Origin of the sequence: Methylotetracoccus oryzae (genome assembly GCF_006175985.1) — a bacterium.
GTDB lineage: Bacteria > Pseudomonadota > Gammaproteobacteria > Methylococcales > Methylococcaceae > Methylotetracoccus > Methylotetracoccus oryzae.
Map to the genome: position 1 here is coordinate 122,087 of NZ_SRSH01000016.1, position 20,232 is coordinate 142,318.

The window sequence follows — 20,232 nt, forward strand, 5'->3', positions numbered from 1 at the left end:
CGATGACGCATGTGGCGCCGGAGACGACGGGTCACTCGGAGCCGGGTCCGATCAAGACGACGTGCCCGTACTGCGGCGTCGGTTGCGGCGTGCTCGCGACGCGGGGGCCGACGGGGGTCCGGATCAAGGGCGATCCGGAGCATCCGGCCAACCAGGGGCGCCTATGCTCGAAGGGTTCGGCCCTGGCAGAAACGCTGTCGCTGGAAACGCGGTTGCTGTACCCGGAGATTGCCGGCCGGCGCGTTTCATGGGACACCGCGCTGGACAAGGTCGCGCGGCGCTTCAGTGAGGCGATCGCCGAGCATGGACCGGATGCGGTCGCCTTCTACGTGTCGGGCCAGTTGCTGACCGAAGACTATTACGTCGCGAACAAGCTGATGAAGGGCTTCATCGGCTCGGCTAACATCGACACGAACTCGCGGCTGTGCATGGCCTCCAGCGTCGCCGGCCACCGCCGGGCGTTCGGCGAGGATCTGGTGCCGGGCTGCTACGAGGATCTGGAACTGGCCGATCTCGTCGTGCTGGTCGGATCCAATGCCGCCTGGTGCCATCCGGTCATCCATCAGCGATTGATGAAGGCCCGGGAGCGGAATCCGGCCGCGCGTCTCGTCACGATCGATCCGCGCCGCACGGCGACCGCCGAATCGGCCGACCTGCATCTCGCGGTCGCGCCGGGCACGGATGTGATCCTGTTCGCCGGCTTGCTGGACTACCTGCGGCGCAACGACGGCCTGGACTACGACTTCATCGAGCGCCACACGGAAGGGCTGGCCGCCGCGCTCAACGCGGCGCGTCAGACCGCGCCGTCCATTCCGGCGGTCGCCGCGGCCTGCGGTCTGGCGGAAGGCGATGTGTCGTGCTTCTACCACTGGTTCGCGCGGACGCCTAAGGCCGTGACGGCCTGGTCACAGGGAGTCAACCAGTCCAGCGCCGGCACCGACAAGGTCAACGCGATCGTCAACGTGCATCTCGCGACCGGCCGTATCGGCCAACCCGGAATGGGGCCGTTTTCGCTGACCGGCCAGCCGAACGCGATGGGCGGGCGTGAGGTCGGAGGGCTCGCGAACCAGCTGGCCGCACACCTCGACATCGAGAATGCCGATCACCGCGAACTCGCCCGTGATTTCTGGCGTTCGCCGCGCATCGCCGAACGGCCGGGACTGAAAGCCGTCGATCTGTTTCGGGCGATCGGCGAAGGACGCATCAAGGCATTGTGGATCATCGCGACCAATCCGGTCGCCAGCCTGCCGGACGTCAACGCCGCGCGGGCGGCGCTGGGGGACTGCCCGTTCGTGGTTGTGTCCGACTGCGAGGCGGGAACGGATCTGTCCCGCTATGCCCATGTGCAACTGCCCGCGCTGGCCTGGGGCGAGAAGGACGGCACGGTGACCAACTCCGAGCGCCGGATCTCGCGCCAGCGGGCGTTCCTGCCGGCGCCTGGCGAGGCGCGCGCGGACTGGTGGATGCTGGCCGAGGTCGGGCGGCGGATGGGCTACGGGGAGGCGTTTCGTTACCGCAGTCCCGACCAGATTTTCCGCGAACATGCCGCGCTCTCGGGGTATCGGAACGCTGGGCAGCGGGTGTTCGACATTGCGGGTCTTTCCGGGCTGGCAGCCGAGGCTTATGATGGCCTGCACCCCATCCAATGGCCGGTTACGACGGAAATGCCCGAGGGCAGCGCCCGTCTCGAGATGCCGGCCATGACCGACCGCGCCGGGCGTCGCGCGCGTTTTGTCCCGGTCGCGTACCGGGCGCCGCTGTCGACGACCGATCCCGAGCATCCGCTGATCCTGAACACCGGCCGCATCCGCGATCAGTGGCACACGATGACCCGCACCGGCAAGGCGGCACGGCTGAACGCGCATCTGTCCGAACCCTATGCCGAACTGCATCCGCGCGATGCCGGCGCCCTCGGAATCCTGGACGGTGCGCTGGTGCGCTTGACCAGCCGGCATGGCGTGATGCTGGCCCGCGCCCGGGTCACCGACGCGCAGCAGTGCGGTTCGGTATTCGCGCCGATGCACTGGACCGACGCCAATGCCCGCGGTGCGTTGGTCAATGCGCTGGTCGGCCCGGCTTGCGATCCGGTGTCCGGCGAGCCCGAGTCGAAATTCACGCCGGTGCGAGTCGAGGCCTATCGTCCCGCATGGCAGGGCTTTGCGTTCTCGCGCCAGCCGCTGGCCTTTCCGGACGCGACCTACTGTGTCGCCATCCGGGGACGTGGTCACTGGCGCTACGAATTGGCCGGGGAGAGCGCGCCGGACGATTGGGGCGCCGCCGCGCGTGCCGCGGGAGGGGGCGACGCGGACGAATGGCTGGAATTCTCCGATCCGCGCGCCCGGCGCTACCGCTGCGCCCGTTTGTCGGCATCGCAACTGGCGTTCTGCCTGTTCGTCGAAACCGGTTCGAGCCTCCCGGCACGCGACTGGCTGAGCTCGTTGTTCGGTGACCACCCGGTCCCGGAGGACGCGCGCCGTGCGCTGCTGTCGGGCAAGCCTGCAAACGCCGAACAGGACCGGGGCCAAACGGTTTGCTCTTGCTTCGGGGTCGGGATCAACACCTTGCGTGCCGCGATTCGCGAGCACGGCTTGACGACCACTGCCGAAATCGGAGACCTGCTGAAAGCGGGCCGGAACTGCGGTTCCTGCGTGCCGGAACTGCGCATCCTGCTGCAGGAAGCCCGCGTCTCCTGAACGCGGGCGCATTGAACATTCGATTCCCTTTGAACCTTGAGGAGACGCTCGATTGACTTCTGCAGAGCCCCCGAACCGTGACGCGGTTCCCGAGAAGTCGCGGCTGACGCTGGGCTTCGTTCCGCTAACCGACTGCGCGCCGCTGGTCATTGCGCAGGAACAAGGCCTGTTCGCCCGCCACGGGCTCGACGTCACGCTGTCGCGCGAGGCGTCCTGGGCGAACATTCGCGACAAGGTCGCCGCGGGCTTGTTGGACGGCGCGCAGATGCTGGCCAGCATGCCGCTGGCGACGACCCTCGGTCTAGGTGAGGTCCAGCAGGCGACCGTCACCGCGCTGTCGCTGGACTTGAACGGGAATGCCATCACCGTTTCGAATGCGTTTTACGACGAGATGGCGACGCTCGATCCGGACGGATCCGGTGAGGCGCCGGTCGCAGCCGATCGCCTCAAACAACTCATCGATGCGCGCCACGCGGCGGGCAGAACGCCGCCGGTGTTCGCGATGGTGTTTCCGTACTCGACGCATAACTACCTGCTGCGCTACTGGCTGGCGGCGGGCGGTGTCGACCCGGACCGTGATCTGCGACTGGTCGTGATCCCGCCGCCGCAGATGGTCGAGGCCCTGCGCATCGGTGCCATCGACGGCTTCTGCGTCGGTGAGCCGTGGAATGCCGCCGCGGTGGCCGAGGGACTGGGGCGCGTGCTGACGACCAGTCACGACATCTGGAACAACCATCCCGAGAAGGTCCTCGGCGTCAACGCCGACTGGGCTGAACGGTATCCGGCTACGCACAAGGCGGTCATCAAGGCGCTGATCGAGGCGACCCGCTGGCTCGACGAACCCTCAAATCGGCGAACAGCGGCCGAGCTGTTGTCACATCCGGACTACGTCGGTGCACCGGCCGAGATCATCGCGATGTCGATGACCGGTTCGTACCGTTATGCCGCCGGCGACGCGCCGCTCCCGATGCCGGATTTCAATGTGTTTTCCCGCTACGCGGCCAACTTCCCGTGGCGCTCGCACGCGCTATGGCTGCTGACGCAGATGGTCCGATGGGGGCAGATCCGGGAACCGATCGACCTGCGCGGTATCGCACACACGGTGTACCGGCCCGACCTCTATCGGCAGGCCGCCGGCGAACTCGCGATCGTGTGCCCGGCCGACGATGAGAAATCCGAGGGCGCGCATGCCGCGCCATGGCAGCGCGACGGGATGACGCTGGGCGCCGACCGCTTCGTCGATGACAGCGTGTTCGACCCGGCGGACCCCGTTGCCTATCTGCTCGGCTGCGAATTGCACCACCGCAAGCTCGATCCGGCCGAACTGTTCGGACCGCGGGGCCGCCCGTGAACATGCTGCGCATCATGATCGTCGACCAGGATCCGGCCCGCAGCGCGGTGCTGGAGCAGGCACTGACCGATGCCGGCCACCGCGTCGTCGCCCGGACCGTCGACGAAGGCAGCCTGTTGCAGATCGTCACCGATGCCCAGCCCGACGTCGTCATCATCGACATGGAGGCGCCGGGCCGCGACACGCTGGAGGACCTGCGCGAGGTCAGCCGCGACAACCCCAAGCCGATCATCATGTTTTCGAACAACCGCGACGGCGAGTACATCCGCCAGGCCGTGCAGGCCGGCGTCAGCGCCTACGTGGTCGACGGCCTCAGCAAGGAACGCATCCTGCCGATCGTCGACGTCGCGATCGCGCGCTTCCGAGAATTCCAGGCGCTGCGCCGCGAGCTCGCCGACACCAAGGTCCAACTCGCCGACCGCAAGATCGTCGACAAGGCCAAGGGCATCCTGATCCAGCGCAAGGGACTTACCGAAGAACAGGCTTACGCACTGCTGCGCAAGACCGCGATGAACCGGGGGCTGCGCATCGCCGACGTCGCGCGGACCTTGTTGTCGTTGGAGGGGATGGAGGGCTGAGGTACCAATTCGGCGGTCGCGAGTGATCCTCGTCAGCAGCATTGGGGATCGGCGACAGCACCGTTGTTTTGCTAAAGCCGAGGTTCGGAACCAACGGCTTATGCTCAGCGTGGCGTAGCGATCAACAACAGCGTGTTCAGTCGCATCATGTCCGCGTCGCTAACGCAATCATCTGACCGCGCGGGTGATTCCAGTCGCCGATGCGCGTCAGCTGCCAGCCGCCCGGTGAAGCAAGTTCCGCAAGCCGCTCGAAGGGATAGCGCCAGTTCCGTTGAGCATGCGATGGACCTTCAGGGTTGCCGGTTTCGGGCCCCTCAAACCAGGTGAAATAGAACCGCGATCCGGCATGCGAGCCGCCGCCGATTCCCGTGAAGCATTTCTCGATATCCGTAGGTGTCAGGTGGGTCAGCAGTGACTGGGCGATTGCATAGTCGAAGGGTTCTAGCCCCGTGACGTCGAAATCATAGTTACAGACGAATCTTGGCCTGCGGCTGGCACCCAAACCGTATAGCACCTCATGTTCTAGTCCTGCTGCGATAAGAGCCTCTTCACCTTCGATGGCCTGATAATGGCCGGGTTTGAGGAAAGGGATGAGATATTGCCCCAGGCGCAACGCCCCGCAGGCCACGTCAAGGAATACATGGTGCGGCTCCAAGCCTTGGGCAACGAGGAAATGGTACTGCATGCGCCCAATCCCATACCACATCTCGGGTGTCTGTCCGCCGATGTAGGCGCGGTGGCCAAGCGCTACGACCCGTTCGGGCGCAGGCAGGGAGAAGACCGCGTCCTCGCCCGGAACGCCATTCGGCGGTGCCGACGCTTCGGCAGGTGGATTGACTTGCGGTGCGACCGCCAGCGTTTCCTGTGCCTCAAGCAGCGGACGCCCGACGTCCGGTCTCAGTTCTCCTCTCGATTCTCCGCCCACTATATTTGCTCTCCATTTTCCGTCTACACGTTGTGCGATACTAGACCAGCCGCGCCTTAATCACTAGCACATCGGCTAAGTCCATCTTCCCCAAGCCCGCAGAGAAGTCAGCCGACTCCTTTTCTGCCATGGCCGTGAGATGGGATGACGCTGGGCGCCGACCGCTTCGTCGGCGGCAGCGTGTTCGACCCGGCGCACCCCGTTGCCTATCTGCTCGGCCGCGAATTGCACCACCGCAAGCTCGATCCGGCCGAACTGTTCGGACCGCGGGGCCGCCCGTGAACATGCTGCGCATGAGGAACAGGCCTACGCACTGCTGCGCAAAACCGCGATGAACCGGGGCCTGCGCATCGCGGATGTCGCGCGGACTCTATTGTCGCTGGAAGGGATGGACGGCTAGGGTAACCGTTCGGCGGTCGCGAGTAGTCGGCGTCAGCAGCCTTGTGTGCTCCGTTATGACAACGAGCGCGTTATAGGCGATGACGGGTAAATGGGAGCGAGCGAGATGCCCTATGGATGCCCTATGGATGCCCTATGTCTTCTCAACGCCTGAACGACTGATGGCCGCTTATTCAGCTGACATCGCGAGGTGGAACCATGAACACGGTCGTGCTTGACGTGCGCTCGTTAAAAGAGACGCTTGCGGATGCGGCAAGCGCCATGAATTACGGTCTCGGCGAGGCCGAGGCACACATCAGCTTTGCGACTCCGGAACTGTTGTGGCAGGTGTTGACTGCCAAACGGTGGCAGCTTCTAGAAACCCTTTGCGGGGCGGGGCCCCTGTCCATTCGCGAGACCGCGCGTCGGGTCGGTCGTGATGTAAAGGCGGTTCACAGCGACGTGACCGAGCTGCTGAATGCCGGTGTGCTGACACGTTTCCCTGACGGACGCATCGAGTTTTCGTACGATACCGTGAAGGTCGAGTTCCTGCTGCGAGGCGCGTGACCCTTCAGTTCATGAGGCGGTTGTCGCGCCACAAACCGTGGAAGGCGTTGCCAGCTCGAGCGTTCAAAAAGTAGGTCGTGTTCTGCCACGGGTCGAGTCTCCGGGCATTGAAGCGCAATCACGGTTGGGGTCTTGGCGGAAAAGCCACGTAATGGAAAGCGGTGACGGTCACCCCTCAGTAGGTGAAACTACCTATTGTGCATAGGGCGTTCACCGTGGTTCACTCGCCGCCAAAACCCCCTCACGAATTCATAAGACGGCTAGTTTTGGCGGCTAAGTGGCGGGGCGCAAGGACCCCCTATGAGCGCTGGACGAAACCGGGATCTGAGCGATTTGGTCGACAAAGGCTATGTCGTGATCCGATCCTTTCTTGACCGGCATGAAATTACCCTTTTCGAGGCCGACATCTCCCAGAACGAGGGGGTTTGGTACGAGGCCTATCGGGTCAAGATCCCACCCCGGAACCTGCTGCTACACCTTTCTGACAAGCTCGATGCCTTGACGGCGGCTATTTCCATGCAGACCGATATTGAAGCCACTTTCATGATCGGCGGAGTCTACTTTTTTACCGACGGCGGACAACGGTTTTCCTGGCACCAGGACCGCGAAAGCTACTATTTCACCCAAACGCATTATCACTATCTCAATTTTTACATACCGATCATCAAACCGGACGCTGGGAAATCAAACCTTTCGCTCATTCCAATGAACCGCCTGCATGAGCGGAGTCCGGACCTGTACGAGCAAGTGCTCGGGCGCGGTGCGTGTCTGGTGGAGGAGACGCAGCACAATTCGATCTTTTGCAATGAAAATGAGGGTGGGAAATACGGGAGCGTCAACTACGACCTGTCGGAAATTGCCGAGACACCCGAGTTGAAGAGTGGCGATCTGCTGCTTCTCCGCGGAGACGTTATCCACAAGACCCAGGATGCCGAGACCAGTCGTGTCGCGCTCTCGATCCGCTTCACGCAAGGATCGCACGCCGTGTCCAAGGCAAAACTGGTGGATGGCGGCTTCAAGAAGTTCACGAAGATGCTCGAAATGCCCGCCTTCTATCAAAGCCTTCTCGCTTATTTCGATGCGCGGGGTACCGAGGACATTCCGTTTCAAGATTTCTATTCGGACGATTTCGCCCAATTCTGCCGCACGTGCCAAGGCACCCGCAGCGGGCTGCGCCGATACCTCGTAAACGAGAAGTTGCGCCGCCGCCTGTGGCAAAGCCTGATGGAAGTCGGCGCGGGCGCAATGCGGGCGGAAGCAGGGCGTGTCAATCGAAATGCGCGCAGGTGGCTGAAGGAGCGACTCGCCAAGAGTGCATGGCGGTCCGCGCTGTTCCGTTAATCATCCGAAACTCCGGTCGTAGGTAAGTGTCCATTATGCCCACAACGCATCCAGCCCGAAGCTCAGCGCGTCGAAGGGCGGGGCACTGAGCGTGGCGTCGTCCTTGTAGACCGCTTCGAGACGCCAATGGGCCTCGTGTAATGCGAACACTTCCAGCGTGCGCGCGTCCGGGTCGATCAGCCAAACGTGGCCGACTCCCTGAGCGGCATAGATCGGGAGTTTGTCCGCGCGATCCATTTGCGCCGTAGACGGATACAACACTTCGCAAAGCCAGTCGGGGGGCAACTCGAAAAAGGCTTTGTCGGGCAGCGCCGGCAGGCGCTCGCGCCGCCATCCGGCGATGTCCGGTACGAGGATGTCGGAGCCCAGATGCAACTCCGGTTCATCCAGAATCCACCAACCGCCGGGGCCGTCGCGTCCCTCGTCGTAGGTGGGCACGAGTTTGCCGCCCATGATCGACGAGGCGCGGGCATGCCTGGGTGCCGGTCGTGGCAGCACGATCAACTGCCCATGGATGATCTGCGCGACGAAGCGATCCGGCACCTGGCACAGATCCTCATAGGTCGCTAAACGGGACGCCGGTGTCGACATGGCGGGATTCTCGCGTCTCGAGGCTTGGCGCTAGTGTACGGTGGCCGACGAAATAGGGAAAAGCTCAATCCCCTGGGTGAGGTTGAGGGACCCCACTCAAACCCGGCGGATCCGTGCCGCGGCCCGTAGGCGCGCGCGCACGGCTTCGACCCGCTCACGTTTCGGAGGCATCACGCACGCTCTCGAACAGGTCGATGTCCCAGGCGACGAGGTCCCGCCGGATCGCATCTGCAGCCGGGCGCGGCAGGATGCGCGCGAGATCCTCGCCGGTGATGACGCCGACCAGTTGCGTCGGCTGCTCGCGAGCGAAGGCCAGGGCGTGCCAGGCCAGGATCGCGGCGCCGACGGCGGTGGGATACGAGATGTAGGTCGCACCGGCATAGGGACTGTGCAGCAGATCGCGGTAGCGCAGATAGCTCAGCCCCACGGTTTCGATCACGGTCTGACGCTCGTTGCGAACGCTCTCGGCAATGCGGATTTCCGCCGCGGCAGCGAAATGCGTGCGCCGGATCACGCCGTTTCTCAGGTGCTCCTCGATACGCCGCGGCTTGTTCATACCGGGCAGGATGGCGCGGACCATTGCCTCGATCGTCAGCTCCGGCTGGTTCGGCAGGCTGCGCTTCGACAGCAGGTTGAGCTGGAACAGCGCCTTGACCAGTTCGACCTCCGAGCCGCCGGTGTAGACACCGATCGAGTCCACATCCGGGAACGAGCGGTGCAGCGACAGCAGTTCCTCCTGATACAGCGGGTATTGCCGAATCGGTTGCGGCTCGTGCGGAAAGTCGTAGTTGCGGGCGGCCGTGAAGGGCTCCAGCACCTGCATCCGTCCCTTGTTCCAGATGCGCGGCTGCTGGGCCAGTTCCTCCAACGCCACGAGGGGTGACCACGAGAAGATGATCTGGTCCGAGTCGATGTCTTCCAGCAGGTAGAGGTCGATGCTCTCGACCTCCAGGTCCTTCCGGTCCGCGGCAAGCAATTCGTGCATCCGCCGGCCGATCAGGAAATTGGTCACGCCGGGCGAGATGCCCAGGTTGATTAGCGCGGCGATGCCGCGCTCGCGCAACGCCGCGTCGAAGTCGTACTGTGAGAACGTCAGTGTGCGCTCGGTGACGGCATCGTACATGTCCGAGGCCAGGTCGACCGTATGGGCACCAAGGCGAAGGCCGAGTTCGATGATCGGCCCGTTGAATTCCGGCAGCGCGGCATTGACGAGCATCGCCGCGCCGGCCAACGGCTGATGATGCGTCGGGTCGTAGGCGAACACGGGCGAGAAGTCCGCGACACCGATGAAGTCGATGCGGTCGAACAGGCGTTCGGCATGGAACAGGGCATCCCGGGCTGCATCGGGGTGCAACACGTAGACGACGAAGCGAACCGGCACGTCATCGCGCTCGGCCAGTTCCGACAGGCAGATCAGCAACGCCGAGCCCACCGCGCCCAGCCCGAAGAACACGATTCGCGTCGGTTCCGGGGCGATATCCGGACGTGTTGGCATCCTGCGGCTCCGTTCGTGGTGAGAAGGGCGTATCGGCCCTGGTTGACTGGGAAGATAACCCGCATCTGCCCGCCAAACAATCGTGTGCCGCCCGACCCGGCGCGGTCTGCGATGCGACAAGCAGGCTCGGGAACGGGAAGCTTCCGCACAAAACGACAGGCACGCGTCAGACCTCGCTTCAGCGGCTGTTCTCGGCCACGACTCGGGCGATGATCGCCTCCAGACCATCCAGTTCCCGGTCGAAGGCCGACGTGCGGTAGGCCGGCGTCTTGGTTTCGGTCAGGGAGGTCCGCGGGGACGGCTCGGGCGATTCACTCAACGCAATACGGGTGTAGGTCGACAGACCGGGCTGCAAGGGTCCGCGGGCGAGCTCTTGCGGGTCCAGCGCAATGCGGACCGGCACGCGCTCGGCGATGTGGATGAAATTCCCGGTGGCATTGTCCGTCGGCAGCAGGGCGAACACGCTCCCGGTACCCGGATTCAGGCCTTCGACCCGGCCATGGTAGACCCGGTCCGGATGGGCATCGACGCGGATCTCGGCCGCCTGTCCCGGCCGGATGCCCGCCAAATCGCCTTCCAACACGTTGGCCTCGACCCAAAGCTGATCCAGCGGCACGATGACCATGACCGGCACGCCCGGCGCGACGCGGTCGCCGACCTGCACCTTCCGCCTGGCGATCGCACCAGCGACCGGGGCGCGGATTTCCTGGCGCCGGAAGTCCAGCGCGGCCCGGCGAAACCGCTGCTTGGCCGCCTCGACCGCCGGATGGTGCGCGATGCCGGCCGCGCCGAGTTGCACGGACAGTTCCTTTTGTTCCGCACGGACCTCGCCGACCGCCGCCTCCAGCTCGAGGATCTTGTCCGTGGCATTCTGCTGTTGCTGTTCGGAAACCGCGCCGTCCAGGCCCGCCTGCCGGAACCGCGCCAGATCGTGGCGGACCGCTTCCAGGGCCGCGGTGCGCGCCGCGATGCGCCGGGCCAGCGTCTCCTGCCGCGCCTGCAGGGCCGCGATCTGACGCACGGTCGCCGCGAGCTCCGCCCGCGCCTGTTGCAGTGCGATCTCGGCATGATGCCCGTCCAGCCGGACCAGCACCTGGCCCTGCGCGACGGACTGGGTGTTTTCCGCGAGCACCGCAACGACTGTGCCTTCGGCCTGTACCTCGACCGGAATCACGTGCCCGGTTACGAAGGCATCGTCGGTGCCGACCCAACGCCGTTCCCGATACCCGGAATACCCCCACAAGCACAGCCCCAGCAGCGCCAGCACGGCCGCGGTGCTGGACAGCCGGCGGCGCGCGGCGCGCCACCGACGTTGCGACGACGCCGTGGGTTCGGAATGCCGGGGTGTCACGAGGCCGGGCTCCGCGCCGGCAACCTGCGCCACCCGCTGCCCATGGCCTGGCACAACGCCACGCTCGCCCGGAGACGCCGCCCGCGCAACTCGGCGAGACGCGAGCACATCACGAGCACATCGAGCCGGGCCCGCAGCCCGACAGTCCGGTCGCCGAGTCCGGCGCTGACCGTCGCCTCGGCGACGCGCTGCGCTTCCTCGGTCTCCGCGAGCAGCCGCGCCTGTTCGTCCAGCTTCGCATCCCATTCGCGCAGCCGGACCAGCGCGTCGGCCGTCTCCCGGACCGCCCGCAGCAAGGTGTCGTTGTAGCGTTCGACCGCGAGATCGTAGAGCGCCTCGCGCTCGGTCAGTGCCGCCTGCAATCGTCCGCCTTCGAACAGCGGGAAGGTCACGGTCGGTCCGACCGCATAGGCGAGGCTAGACCCGTGAAACAGCACATCGGTCAGCGTGACGGTATGCAAGCCGGCGAAGCCAACCAGATTGACGTCGGGATAGAACGCCGTGCGCGCGACCTCGATCGCTTCGGCCGCGGATTCCGCCTCGAGCCGCGCGGCCCGGAGGTCCGGGCGCGACGCCAGCAGATGCAGCGGCAGTTCGACCGGCAGCGCCGGCACGGATTCCGGCGGAAGCTCGCCGATGCGTATCGACCGGCCCCAGTCGGGACCCTGCCCGGCAAGGTTTGCGAGCAGATTCCGCAGCACACGCACCGTCGCCTCGGTACCGGCCGACAGCTGCACCGCTTCCTCGACCGCGGCCTGCGTCCGCAGCAGCAGCGGCTTTGTCGTCAGGCCGCTCCCCCAACGGCTTTGCTCCAAGGCCTGCAAGGCCGTGGCGTCCGCAACCACGTCCCGCGCCAGGCGCGCCTGTTCCTCGGCGGCCTGCAACTCGAAATACGCCGCGGCGACGCTCGCCGCGAGCAACAGCCGCGCATCGTCCCGCTCCGCCGCGATGGCCAGGGAATGCGCGATCGACTGCTGCAGGCGGGCCCGATCCTGGCCCCAGAAATCCAGGTGGTAGCGCAGTACCAGCGGGTCGACCAGCAGGTGGCGAAAGTTGTCGCCGGCCAGCCGGAGCTGCACGTCGGTGGCCGAGAAGCGTTCGGCCGCGAACGTCACCCGCGAACTCAGCGTCGGATAAAGCTCGGCTCCGGCACGATCCACCAGCGACTGCGACTCGCGCAGACGCGCCTCGGCCGTCTTGAGGCCCGGATTGCCGGACAACGCCTCGCCGACCAGCCGGTTCAGTTCGCTGTCCCCGAACAGACGCCACCACTCCGGGAGGGCGGCAGTGCCCGAGACGGCGGCCTGCGGCGCGAGTTCGGCGACGGTCGCACCGAAGGCGGGAACGGCCCGCATGGCAGCCCGTTCCGGACGTTCACTCACGGGCGCGCACCCGACGAGCAGCAGCATCATCGGGGCCAGCGGTCGCACGAGCCAGCGGGTCAGCGTCATACCGCCTCCTCCGCGGATGCTTCGTCCTGGTCGCGGCGCAGCGCGGCGGCGCGCGACTCCGTCACGGCCTTGACCGGCGGATGGGCGAACCAGACCACCGCCGCCAGGATCAGGCAGACACCGCCCGCCAGCCAGAAGCCGTCGTTCAATGCACGGATCGCTGCCTGCCGTGCGGCGAATCGGATCAGGCGCGCACCGGCCTGCGCCTCATCGAAACCGAGCGTCATGAACGCATCGAGCAGCGGCGCGGTTGCGCCGTCCCATCGATCCCGTGCCTCCGCCCAGCGCTGCAAATGGAAAGGTGTGCGGCGGTACAACACGACCCCTTGCAGGCTGATACCGATCGCGCCCGATGCAATTCGCATCAGATTCGCCAGTTCCAGCGCGGCACCGTGCCGTTCGGCGGGCAGCCCCTGCAGCGTCAGGGTCGTCAGCGGTACGAAGAAGGCGCCGAGACAGGCTCCTTCGAGCACCTTCGGCCACAGCAACGCGGCGAACGAGGCCGCGTCGTCAAAGCGGCTTAGCCACAGGTAACACGCCGCAAAGCCGGTCAGGCTGAGGCTCGCCAGCAGGCGCGCATCGACGCGCCGCACCGCGAGATGCATCACGGCCGCCACCGGCTTCGCACAGAGGGCCGTCGTCAGGAACACCAGCCCCGCCAGCCAGGACGAGTACCCCAGGTTGAGCTGCAACTGCACGATCAGGGCCGACAACAATCCCTGGAACGACAAGAAGCCGAAGAACAGCGCGCCGGCACCGATCGCGAAATTGCGGTTCGCGAGCAGCCGGAGGTTCACGTACGGATGCGGCGCATGCCAGGCATGAACGACCCACAGACATGCCGCCGCGGCCACCACGAAGCCCGTCGCCTGCAGCGCGTGCGAGGCCAGCCAGTCGCGGTCATTGCCCTGATTCAGCAGCGTCTGCAAGCCGAGCCAGACGACGGAACACAGCGCGCAGCCGATCCAGTCGAACGGGCTGCGCGCCGCGCGCGATTCCGGCCGCCCGCGCAGCAGCAGGGCGACGCCGGCCGCCGCGAGAAAGGCCACCGGCAGGTTAAGCCAGAACAGCCAGCGCCAGCCCAACGTATCCGCGATCCACCCACCGACCGGCGGGCCGATACTGAACGGCATCAGCGTGAAGAAGCTCCACACGCTGATGCCCAGACTCTTGCGGGCGGCGGGATACTCATCCAGCAGCAAGGACTGCCCCGCCTGCAGACTCAGCCCCCCGCACAGGCCGAGGCCGATACGGGCGAGCAGATACGGATACAACGCATCTGCACGCGCACACAGCCATGAGCACACGGCGAAACCGAGCAGGGCACCAACCACGACCCGCCGGGGGCTGCCGGCCCGCGCCAGCCAGCCGCCGAGCGGATAGGCCAAGGCCAGCGCCACCATATAGTCGGTCTGCGTCCAGGTCGCGAAGCTCGGGGGAATCGCCAGCCCGCCCGCGACGCGCGGCAGCATCGCGATATAGGCTCCGGCGTTGAAGATCACCAGCACGTGAGCGAAGCCCAGGCACAGATTGAAAGCGATGAAGCGCCAGCCCCGGAGGCGATGTAGGGATTCGTGAAGCATCGACGAGCGTCCACCGGTTCGGTGCACCGGGTGTTCCCGGAGCGAGGCGCGCGAAGCACCGCTGACGTGCACCGCCAAACCCGGATCGGGCGTGACCTTGGCTACGGATTCGTTATTGACACGACACGATATCGATGGGCTTGATATCGGAAAAGCGAAACTTTCGAAACCTTGATATCGGAGATACCGATACGAAGCCATGGACATCGATCAGATCAAGACCTTCCTGAGCGTGGCCGCTCATGGCAGCTTCATCGAAGCGGCCGTCCGGCTGTACGTGACCCAATCGACCGTGAGCAGCCGTATCCAGCGGCTCGAAAGCGAGCTCGGTGCGGCCTTGTTCGTGCGGAACCGCACCGGCGCGAGCCTGACCCAGCAAGGACAGCGCTTCGTCAAGCATGCCAAGGCGATCATCGTCAGCCTGGAACAGGCCCGCGACGAGATGGGGCTGCCGAGCCGCTTTCGGGCCAACCTGGTCATCGGCGCCCGGCTTGGGCTGTGGGAATCGGTGCTGCCCGACTGGGTCGGTGAGCTCCGCCGCCGCCTGCCGGACGTGTCGATCCGCAGCGAAATCGGCTTCGAGGACGAGTTGCTGCGCCGACTGATCCAGGGCAGCCTCGACCTCGGCCTGATGTTCACGCCGCGGCACGATCCGGCCCTGCACGTGGAACACCTGTTCGACGAAACCCTCGCGCTGCTGAGCTCAAAGCCGGATGCCCCGTGGCCCGATCCCGACTACGTGTACGTGGAATGGGGGCCCGGCTTCTACGCGCAGCACGGCAACAGCTTTCCCGAACTCGAACCCGCCGCGCAGAAGGCCGACATCGGCTGGCTGGCCGCGCAACTGGTGCTGCGAAACGGCGGGTCCTGCTTCCTGCCGCTCCGGGTCGCCAAGCCCTTGCTGGCCGCGGGGCAACTCCGCCCGGTGCCCGACACGCCGCGCTTCACGCTGTCCGCGTACATGGTCTCCGCACGCGATCACCGCTCGCCGGCGCTGGCCCCGGTCCTCGACTGGTTCAGGGAATTCGCGAAGCGGGAGCGCGGGGAATGAATCTGGGGGTGGGGGGCAGCTGAATCTGGACCGCTGGACGTCCGACAGGGAGTACCCGACCCGGCTGTTCAGCCCACGCAGTCGACCTGCAGGCTTTCACCGCAGACTAACGCTTCACGATGCTAATGCCGCACGGTACTATCCCTGCGTGACCATCGTATCGTTCGCGTGCCGGGAGACAGCCGATCTCTTCGAGGGTAGGAGGATCAAGCGCTTCGTCAACGTGCAAGCCGTCGCGATGCGCAAGCTCGCGATGCTGAATCGGGCAGCGACACTCGACGACCTGAGAATTCCACCTGGGAACAGGCTGGAGTCACTCGTCGGAGATCGCGCCGGTCAGCACAGCATCCGGATCAACGACCCATTTCGAATCTGCTTCGTATGGTCCCCCGAAGGACCAACAAGAGTTGAGATCGTCGACTACCACTGACCGAGCACCAGCATGCGCAGCGTCCCTTATCCACATCCTGGCGAAATTCTCATGGAAGAATTCCTCAAGCCGATGGGAATCACACAGTACCGTCTCGCGAAAGAGATAGGCGTTCCACAACGCCGCATCGGGGAGATTGTTGCAGGCACTCGCGCTATCACGGCTGACACGGGCCTGCGGCTGTCCCGATTTTTCGGGATGTCCGATGATTTCTGGATGGGGTTACAGTTGGACTACGACGCTGCATTGGCGAAAGACGCACTCGCCGAGACGCTGGCGAAGATCACTCCATGGAAGCACAGCGAGAATCCTGGGGTCGATGCGAACTAAGCGGCTACCAAGGCCTTCGCTGCCGCTTCACGAATGAGTGCACTGGATGGTGCGCCTTTTGTGTATCGGGTCAGGCACCAAAGTACCGCCAGGGCGAGTGTCTCCGGTTCATTCGCTTCGCAGAGCGAGAGGGAGAGCGAGGAGGGGAATACTGAAGGTGCTCGGCCGGACGCGTCGCCAGGTGTAAAGTAAAGAACTGACCCCCTTACCCCCTGACCCCCTTACCCCGAAACCTCCAAGGTTCGGAATGCCCTGAACCGCAGGCTCCGTCCGTGAATCCCGCACATTGACCTTGCCCCTGGGGTGCGCTACTTTCTGCTTAATCCCGCTTCGTCGCGGCATAAATCCAATCGGAACAAAGGGAAATGCGGCTAGAGCCGACGCTTTGCGGATTCTGCCTAATTCGTTCAACGCAGATTCTTTGAAGCGCCGCCAAGGTAGATTCTGCAAAAGAACACTGTTAGGCATTCTCAGCAATCCTCATCCACAGAAGAAGAACGCATGAATCCAGCAGCAGTCGAACACGCTTACGCCATCTTCCACGCCGCGACTCCGGTCATTCGCATACATGGCATCGGCGGTAAGCGATGGAAACGCAACGTCGCAAAAGGATCGAGAATTGGCCCTTGGTTGCAAGCTAAGTATGACATTCTGAACAAAGCCATCTGGGAGGCACGAATTCCTTGTTTATACCTCGTCGCAGGTGGGGACGGAGTTATTCGTTACGTCGGTATATCTCGCAACAGGCTGAAAGACCGTTGGCGCATATCTCCGGCACACGACGCAGAAACAATGATCCGACTTCCCGAAAACCAGCTATTTCATAGCCAGTGCTGGAAGCACATTGAGCGCGAGTGTACGCAGAGCTCAAGCCACACTTACGAGGTTCGCTGCATCGATGGTACCTCACTGCTTCCACTCCTTGAACGTTTGGGCCCACCTCTTTCCGCATTTGCAGCTCTGCGCGGCGACGGCGAAGGTATCGTTGCCGGAGTGGAACGATGGATGTGTAACAACAAAGGGCCAAAATTGGTTTCTTGGAACGTGGCGATGACGGGCGATTAATGGCTAACAATTCCGTCGAGAGGGACGGTTTGCAAGCTGCGCTTGCAAATGCCCTTCGCGGCTCCGGCCGCCCCTCACGTCAAACGTTGGGCAAGGAATGTAAAATGTCAGACGAAGGAAAAACAATCAGAGCCGAACAGATATTCAAGAAGATAGTTTGGCGACACACTGTATCCATCAGTCACGCGATGGAGCAGGCAACCACATGGTCCATTTCCGGTGTCGCAGCGATTATCGGTCTTTTTATAAGTAATCTTGATTCAGTAGGGACAATCGTAAGTTCCATTGGTCTGCGATGGTTTCTCATATCATTCACGACTTCGCTCATTTTTGGAGCGATCAGCAAACAGATTGGAATGGCGCTTGGGAAAGGACTCGAAGTGGTGGAGAAAATGGAGGGAGTGTTATACTCGGATCAAGGACAGAGGCTGATGAGTCAAATGTCTACTCCGCCACGGGAGTTGATTAAAGAAATCGCAGATCCATTCTTTTGGCCTCTTTCAAGTTACATGAGAAGGAGCGGGTTTAAAGGCATCGAAGATTATCTCTCTCCAGATAAGCGGTTCGTTAAACTGTTTTGCATACAAATGGTTTTCGTATATTTACACGGAATTGCAGCAGCGGTAGGACTCATAGTCATTGCTTGCTCAATCGTGAAATAAGATTAAAGCCCAACCCGGCGTTCCACCGGATCGCTTACGCTCCCGATGAACTTTTCGTTGGGCCTCACAGTAGCGGACGCCATGTGACAGGACGTGTTCATGACAGTACCTACTTACGACAAGTTTATTGAACCGATACTCCGGTATCTTGCTGGCCATCCCAACGGGGCTTTGGCGCGAGATGCGCATGAGGCAGCCGCGCAAACTCTCGGGCTATCGGACGCCGACCGGCAAGAGCTGCTACCGAGTGGAACGCAGCCCGTTTACAAGAACCGCGCTGGCTGGGCTCATGACCGACTAAAGCGAGCCGGTCTCTCCAGCAGCCCCCGTCGCGGCTACTGGCAACTCACACCCAGAGGTGTCGAGTTTGGGGCGAGCCATGCACCCCCTCTGTCCGCAGCCGATGTGGAGCAATTGGCTGTTGGATTTATGGACGTACGCCTTCGAGAGCGCGGCGATCAACCCATAGCCCCGCCGCCTTTGCCTAATTCGTCCTCAGCGAGGGTGACTGCGAGCCCTGATGATCGACTCGGAGAGGCAATTGTCGAGCTAAGATCCAGCGTCGCCGCGGAGTTGCTCGACGCACTGAAAACTGCCTCTCCTTCGTTCTTCGAAACGATAGTCCTCGACCTCCTGCACAAGATGGGCTACGGGGCGAGTCGTGCAGACCTCCAGCGCGTCGGAGGTTCAGGTGATGGCGGGATTGACGGCGGGGAATCATGGGGTCAGCGGGGAATCATGGGGTCAGTTCTTGACTTTGTAGGCATGCACGGATCGAAAGATTAGAAGACGGGGGTTTTTCCCGATGGATAGGAATCGGTGTTTGGTTGCGGAAATGGCTGTCAGATACGATTTCGCGGGGAGAAATACGAAAGGACGCGGCACGGACGATTTCTTGACGCGCCTGCGAGAGAGTGGCCTCGCATGCCAACAGATGATTGGGGTCGGGTCTTTACTTTGTAGGATACAAGACCACCTCTTCCCGAGGCCAGACCGCCACGGTTGGTGGTGCTCGACCGGAATCGGCCGCGGGCCTGGCACCTCTCGCGTTTGTGCGAAGTGGGGACGGGGCGCGACGCCGGGCCTGGGGTACCCGCAAATGCAAACTAAAGACCTGACCGCGAGCCTTCCATTTGTTGACTGGGCCCCACAGCGGATACATCCTCTCATTTCATCGGGCGCTTTTGCGCCGTGAACTTCTTACCCTTTTTCGAAATAGTGGTGCCTGTGAAGCGCGGCGCGTTTTCCTTTCATATCATCGGCGCTGGACGCAGTGGCACCAGTCTGCTCACGGGTCTCATCGGCGCGCATTCGGAATGTCATGTGGTGTCGGAAAGGTTCTCGAGGCCAAACTTGCGCCCGAAGGACGAGGAGGCGGCGAGTCCGGGTGGTCTTGATATAGAGGCGCGCGCGCGTGCGCGGACGCAACGTTTTCTCGATGCTTGCACGGCCGACGCGCTTCGGTTTCCAGCGAAATATTGGGGACACAAGACCACGACGGATCACGTTCTCGGTCTGCTACTTTGGCGCGGGGACGTGGTCGACTACGGCGACCCCATCGCCGTTTATGTGAAACTCACTAAACAAATTCCGACGCTTTTCATTCTTCGTGACGGCAGAACATGTGTGCGCTCCAAGGTCGTCCGCGCGGGCCGGGCGGTCGACAGGGCTATTATCTCCTGGAAGTTTTCCGTCAATGTCTTGAAGAGGTTGCGCGTCGCCGGCGGGCCCCTTCATGTGATCCAGTTCGAGCGCTTGGTCGCCGCACCCGAACCCGAGTTGCAGGAAATCTGTGCCTTCCTCGGTTTGAGTTATCAGCCAGGGATGTTGGCCGGCACGATGAGCGAAAAGATGCGGCCTGAATATCGTCGTGAGGGTTTTGATCTCGCGCCGACCAAATTCGATGCGAACCCCGTATGGGTGGGCGAGATTGCCGAAGAACTTCTTTATTGCGGCTATCCGCTTGAGGATTAGCACTGTTGTTCCGTACCGATCTGATTTCGGGCGAGTGAGCTGCCCTGATACGGATAGGAAATCCAATGGGTGCCGCCACCCGTTGCGGCGATGATGCGCCCACCATGGGGCCTTGTCAACGCGCGAGAACAATCAGGAATGGGGTGCCAGAAGAGATGTGCGAACCACCAGAAGGCGTGCCCCCGGCTTCTGGGCCGGTTCCAAGCGAGGCGGCATAAGGGGGGGCTGCGCCAAGCTCGATGAGCGAGTCGGCTCAGAGTGTGGGAATTAAAGGGGCCAGGCTCGAATTAACCCCCCCGGCGTCAGAATAGTTGTCGCCTCTAATGTTCCGAGTGAAAGGAGATTAGAGGATCATGAGCATGATGAAAGCAACGTATTCCGAGGGCTTCAAAGAGCAGGCGCTGAAGAAGGTCTTC

At 63.3% G+C, this 20,232-nt stretch carries 20 protein-coding genes; 14 read left to right on the forward strand and 6 right to left on the reverse strand.

The genetic code is table 11. The features are described from left to right. Window positions 1-2 precede the first annotated feature (2 nt). From BWR02_RS15870 to BWR02_RS15880, 3 genes are read left to right on the forward strand one after another with little or no spacing between them, the layout of a single operon-like run. Window positions 3-2,693 (forward strand): nitrate reductase, encoded by a 2,691-nt coding sequence (locus tag BWR02_RS15870; protein ID WP_139558903.1) that lies wholly within the window; start codon window positions 3-5, stop codon window positions 2,691-2,693. A 52-nt stretch (window positions 2,694-2,745) separates the two neighbouring features. Beyond that, entirely contained in the window at window positions 2,746-4,044 is a 1,299-nt protein-coding gene (locus BWR02_RS15875; protein ID WP_139558904.1) for a CmpA/NrtA family ABC transporter substrate-binding protein, read from the forward strand. A 2-nt stretch (window positions 4,045-4,046) separates the two neighbouring features. Next, the gene (locus tag BWR02_RS15880) at window positions 4,047-4,622 is read left to right on the forward strand and encodes an ANTAR domain-containing response regulator (RefSeq protein ID WP_201276297.1); all 576 of its coding nucleotides are present in this window, start codon (window positions 4,047-4,049) and stop codon (window positions 4,620-4,622) included. 145 nt (window positions 4,623-4,767) lie between these two features. Here the strand turns inward: BWR02_RS15880 and BWR02_RS15885 are convergent, their stop codons facing one another. Next, window positions 4,768-5,307 (reverse strand): class I SAM-dependent methyltransferase, encoded by a 540-nt coding sequence (locus BWR02_RS15885; protein WP_139558905.1) that lies wholly within the window; start codon window positions 5,305-5,307, stop codon window positions 4,768-4,770. A 384-nt stretch (window positions 5,308-5,691) separates the two neighbouring features. Here BWR02_RS15885 and BWR02_RS21345 point away from each other — a divergent pair, with 384 nt between their 5' ends. From BWR02_RS21345 to BWR02_RS15900, 4 genes are all read left to right on the forward strand, one after another. After that, window positions 5,692-5,829, forward strand: coding sequence for a hypothetical protein (locus BWR02_RS21345; RefSeq protein ID WP_236102320.1), 138 nt, complete (start codon window positions 5,692-5,694; stop codon window positions 5,827-5,829). Next, complete coding sequence (locus BWR02_RS21490) at window positions 5,792-5,947, forward strand: ANTAR domain-containing protein (RefSeq protein ID WP_268921421.1); 156 nt, start codon at window positions 5,792-5,794, stop codon at window positions 5,945-5,947. The genes BWR02_RS21345 and BWR02_RS21490 overlap by 38 nt, the downstream gene beginning before the upstream one ends. Window positions 5,948-6,144: 197 nt before the next feature. Then, window positions 6,145-6,492, forward strand: a complete 348-nt coding sequence (locus tag BWR02_RS15895; RefSeq protein ID WP_139558907.1) for an HVO_A0114 family putative DNA-binding protein — start codon at window positions 6,145-6,147, stop codon at window positions 6,490-6,492. Between the two features lie 333 nt (window positions 6,493-6,825). Further along, the gene (locus BWR02_RS15900; protein WP_139558908.1) at window positions 6,826-7,833 is read left to right on the forward strand and encodes a phytanoyl-CoA dioxygenase family protein; all 1,008 of its coding nucleotides are present in this window, start codon (window positions 6,826-6,828) and stop codon (window positions 7,831-7,833) included. A gap of 33 nt (window positions 7,834-7,866) precedes the next feature. On the opposite strand, the gene BWR02_RS15905 is transcribed toward BWR02_RS15900, so the two are convergent. From BWR02_RS15905 to BWR02_RS15925, 5 genes are all read right to left on the reverse strand, one after another. Further along, on the reverse strand, window positions 7,867-8,424 hold the full coding sequence (locus BWR02_RS15905) for a Uma2 family endonuclease (RefSeq protein ID WP_139558909.1): 558 nt from the start codon (window positions 8,422-8,424) through the stop codon (window positions 7,867-7,869). A 154-nt stretch (window positions 8,425-8,578) separates the two neighbouring features. Beyond that, window positions 8,579-9,919 carry a saccharopine dehydrogenase family protein gene (locus tag BWR02_RS15910; RefSeq protein ID WP_139558910.1) on the reverse strand — a complete coding sequence of 447 codons (1,341 nt, stop codon included), beginning with the start codon at window positions 9,917-9,919 and terminating at the stop codon, window positions 8,579-8,581. Window positions 9,920-10,097: 178 nt separating this feature from the next. Beyond that, on the reverse strand, window positions 10,098-11,270 hold the full coding sequence (locus BWR02_RS15915) for an HlyD family secretion protein (protein ID WP_236102314.1): 1,173 nt from the start codon (window positions 11,268-11,270) through the stop codon (window positions 10,098-10,100). Further along, a complete protein-coding gene (locus BWR02_RS15920; protein ID WP_139558911.1) occupies window positions 11,267-12,721 on the reverse strand; it encodes an efflux transporter outer membrane subunit in 1,455 nt (484 codons plus the stop codon). The genes BWR02_RS15915 and BWR02_RS15920 overlap by 4 nt, the downstream gene beginning before the upstream one ends. Continuing rightward, complete coding sequence (locus BWR02_RS15925; protein ID WP_139558912.1) at window positions 12,718-14,304, reverse strand: DHA2 family efflux MFS transporter permease subunit; 1,587 nt, start codon at window positions 14,302-14,304, stop codon at window positions 12,718-12,720. The genes BWR02_RS15920 and BWR02_RS15925 overlap by 4 nt, the downstream gene beginning before the upstream one ends. 199 nt (window positions 14,305-14,503) lie before the next feature. Here BWR02_RS15925 and BWR02_RS15930 point away from each other — a divergent pair, with 199 nt between their 5' ends. The 7 genes from BWR02_RS15930 (at window position 14,504) to BWR02_RS15960 (ending at window position 19,816) form a co-directional block, all read left to right on the forward strand. Further along, window positions 14,504-15,355 carry a LysR family transcriptional regulator gene (locus BWR02_RS15930; protein WP_139558913.1) on the forward strand — a complete coding sequence of 284 codons (852 nt, stop codon included), beginning with the start codon at window positions 14,504-14,506 and terminating at the stop codon, window positions 15,353-15,355. Between the two features lie 148 nt (window positions 15,356-15,503). Next, window positions 15,504-15,785 (forward strand): type II toxin-antitoxin system RelE/ParE family toxin, encoded by a 282-nt coding sequence (locus BWR02_RS15935; RefSeq protein WP_139558914.1) that lies wholly within the window; start codon window positions 15,504-15,506, stop codon window positions 15,783-15,785. Between the two features lie 12 nt (window positions 15,786-15,797). After that, window positions 15,798-16,115: a HigA family addiction module antitoxin gene (locus BWR02_RS15940; RefSeq protein WP_139558915.1), complete on the forward strand. Its 318-nt coding sequence runs from the start codon at window positions 15,798-15,800 to the stop codon at window positions 16,113-16,115. A gap of 501 nt (window positions 16,116-16,616) precedes the next feature. Next, entirely contained in the window at window positions 16,617-17,180 is a 564-nt protein-coding gene (locus BWR02_RS15945) for a hypothetical protein (RefSeq protein ID WP_139558916.1), read from the forward strand. Then, window positions 17,180-17,842 carry a hypothetical protein gene (locus BWR02_RS15950; RefSeq protein ID WP_139558917.1) on the forward strand — a complete coding sequence of 221 codons (663 nt, stop codon included), beginning with the start codon at window positions 17,180-17,182 and terminating at the stop codon, window positions 17,840-17,842. The genes BWR02_RS15945 and BWR02_RS15950 overlap by 1 nt, the downstream gene beginning before the upstream one ends. 99 nt (window positions 17,843-17,941) lie before the next feature. Further along, the gene (locus tag BWR02_RS21710) at window positions 17,942-18,628 is read left to right on the forward strand and encodes a winged helix-turn-helix domain-containing protein (protein ID WP_139558918.1); all 687 of its coding nucleotides are present in this window, start codon (window positions 17,942-17,944) and stop codon (window positions 18,626-18,628) included. A 405-nt stretch (window positions 18,629-19,033) separates the two neighbouring features. After that, entirely contained in the window at window positions 19,034-19,816 is a 783-nt protein-coding gene (locus BWR02_RS15960; protein ID WP_162560191.1) for a sulfotransferase family protein, read from the forward strand. Window positions 19,817-20,232: the final 416 nt, after the last annotated feature.

What these genes read in the sequence shown, in the direction of transcription:
- BWR02_RS15870 (WP_139558903.1), top strand. Translation starts at nt 3, where the DNA reads ATGACGCATGTGGCGCCGGAGACGACGGGTCACTCGGAGCCGGGTCCG.
- BWR02_RS15880 (WP_201276297.1), top strand. Translation starts at nt 4,047, where the DNA reads ATGCTGCGCATCATGATCGTCGACCAGGATCCGGCCCGCAGCGCGGTG.
- BWR02_RS15885 (WP_139558905.1), bottom strand. Translation starts at nt 5,307, where the DNA reads ATGCAGTACCATTTCCTCGTTGCCCAAGGCTTGGAGCCGCACCATGTA.
- BWR02_RS21345 (WP_236102320.1), top strand. Translation starts at nt 5,692, where the DNA reads ATGACGCTGGGCGCCGACCGCTTCGTCGGCGGCAGCGTGTTCGACCCG.
- BWR02_RS15895 (WP_139558907.1), top strand. Translation starts at nt 6,145, where the DNA reads ATGAACACGGTCGTGCTTGACGTGCGCTCGTTAAAAGAGACGCTTGCG.
- BWR02_RS15905 (WP_139558909.1), bottom strand. Translation starts at nt 8,424, where the DNA reads ATGTCGACACCGGCGTCCCGTTTAGCGACCTATGAGGATCTGTGCCAG.
- BWR02_RS15910 (WP_139558910.1), bottom strand. Translation starts at nt 9,919, where the DNA reads ATGCCAACACGTCCGGATATCGCCCCGGAACCGACGCGAATCGTGTTC.
- BWR02_RS15920 (WP_139558911.1), bottom strand. Translation starts at nt 12,721, where the DNA reads ATGACGCTGACCCGCTGGCTCGTGCGACCGCTGGCCCCGATGATGCTG.
- BWR02_RS15925 (WP_139558912.1), bottom strand. Translation starts at nt 14,304, where the DNA reads ATGCTTCACGAATCCCTACATCGCCTCCGGGGCTGGCGCTTCATCGCT.
- BWR02_RS15930 (WP_139558913.1), top strand. Translation starts at nt 14,504, where the DNA reads ATGGACATCGATCAGATCAAGACCTTCCTGAGCGTGGCCGCTCATGGC.
- BWR02_RS15940 (WP_139558915.1), top strand. Translation starts at nt 15,798, where the DNA reads ATGCGCAGCGTCCCTTATCCACATCCTGGCGAAATTCTCATGGAAGAA.
- BWR02_RS15945 (WP_139558916.1), top strand. Translation starts at nt 16,617, where the DNA reads ATGAATCCAGCAGCAGTCGAACACGCTTACGCCATCTTCCACGCCGCG.
- BWR02_RS15950 (WP_139558917.1), top strand. Translation starts at nt 17,180, where the DNA reads ATGGCTAACAATTCCGTCGAGAGGGACGGTTTGCAAGCTGCGCTTGCA.
- BWR02_RS21710 (WP_139558918.1), top strand. Translation starts at nt 17,942, where the DNA reads ATGACAGTACCTACTTACGACAAGTTTATTGAACCGATACTCCGGTAT.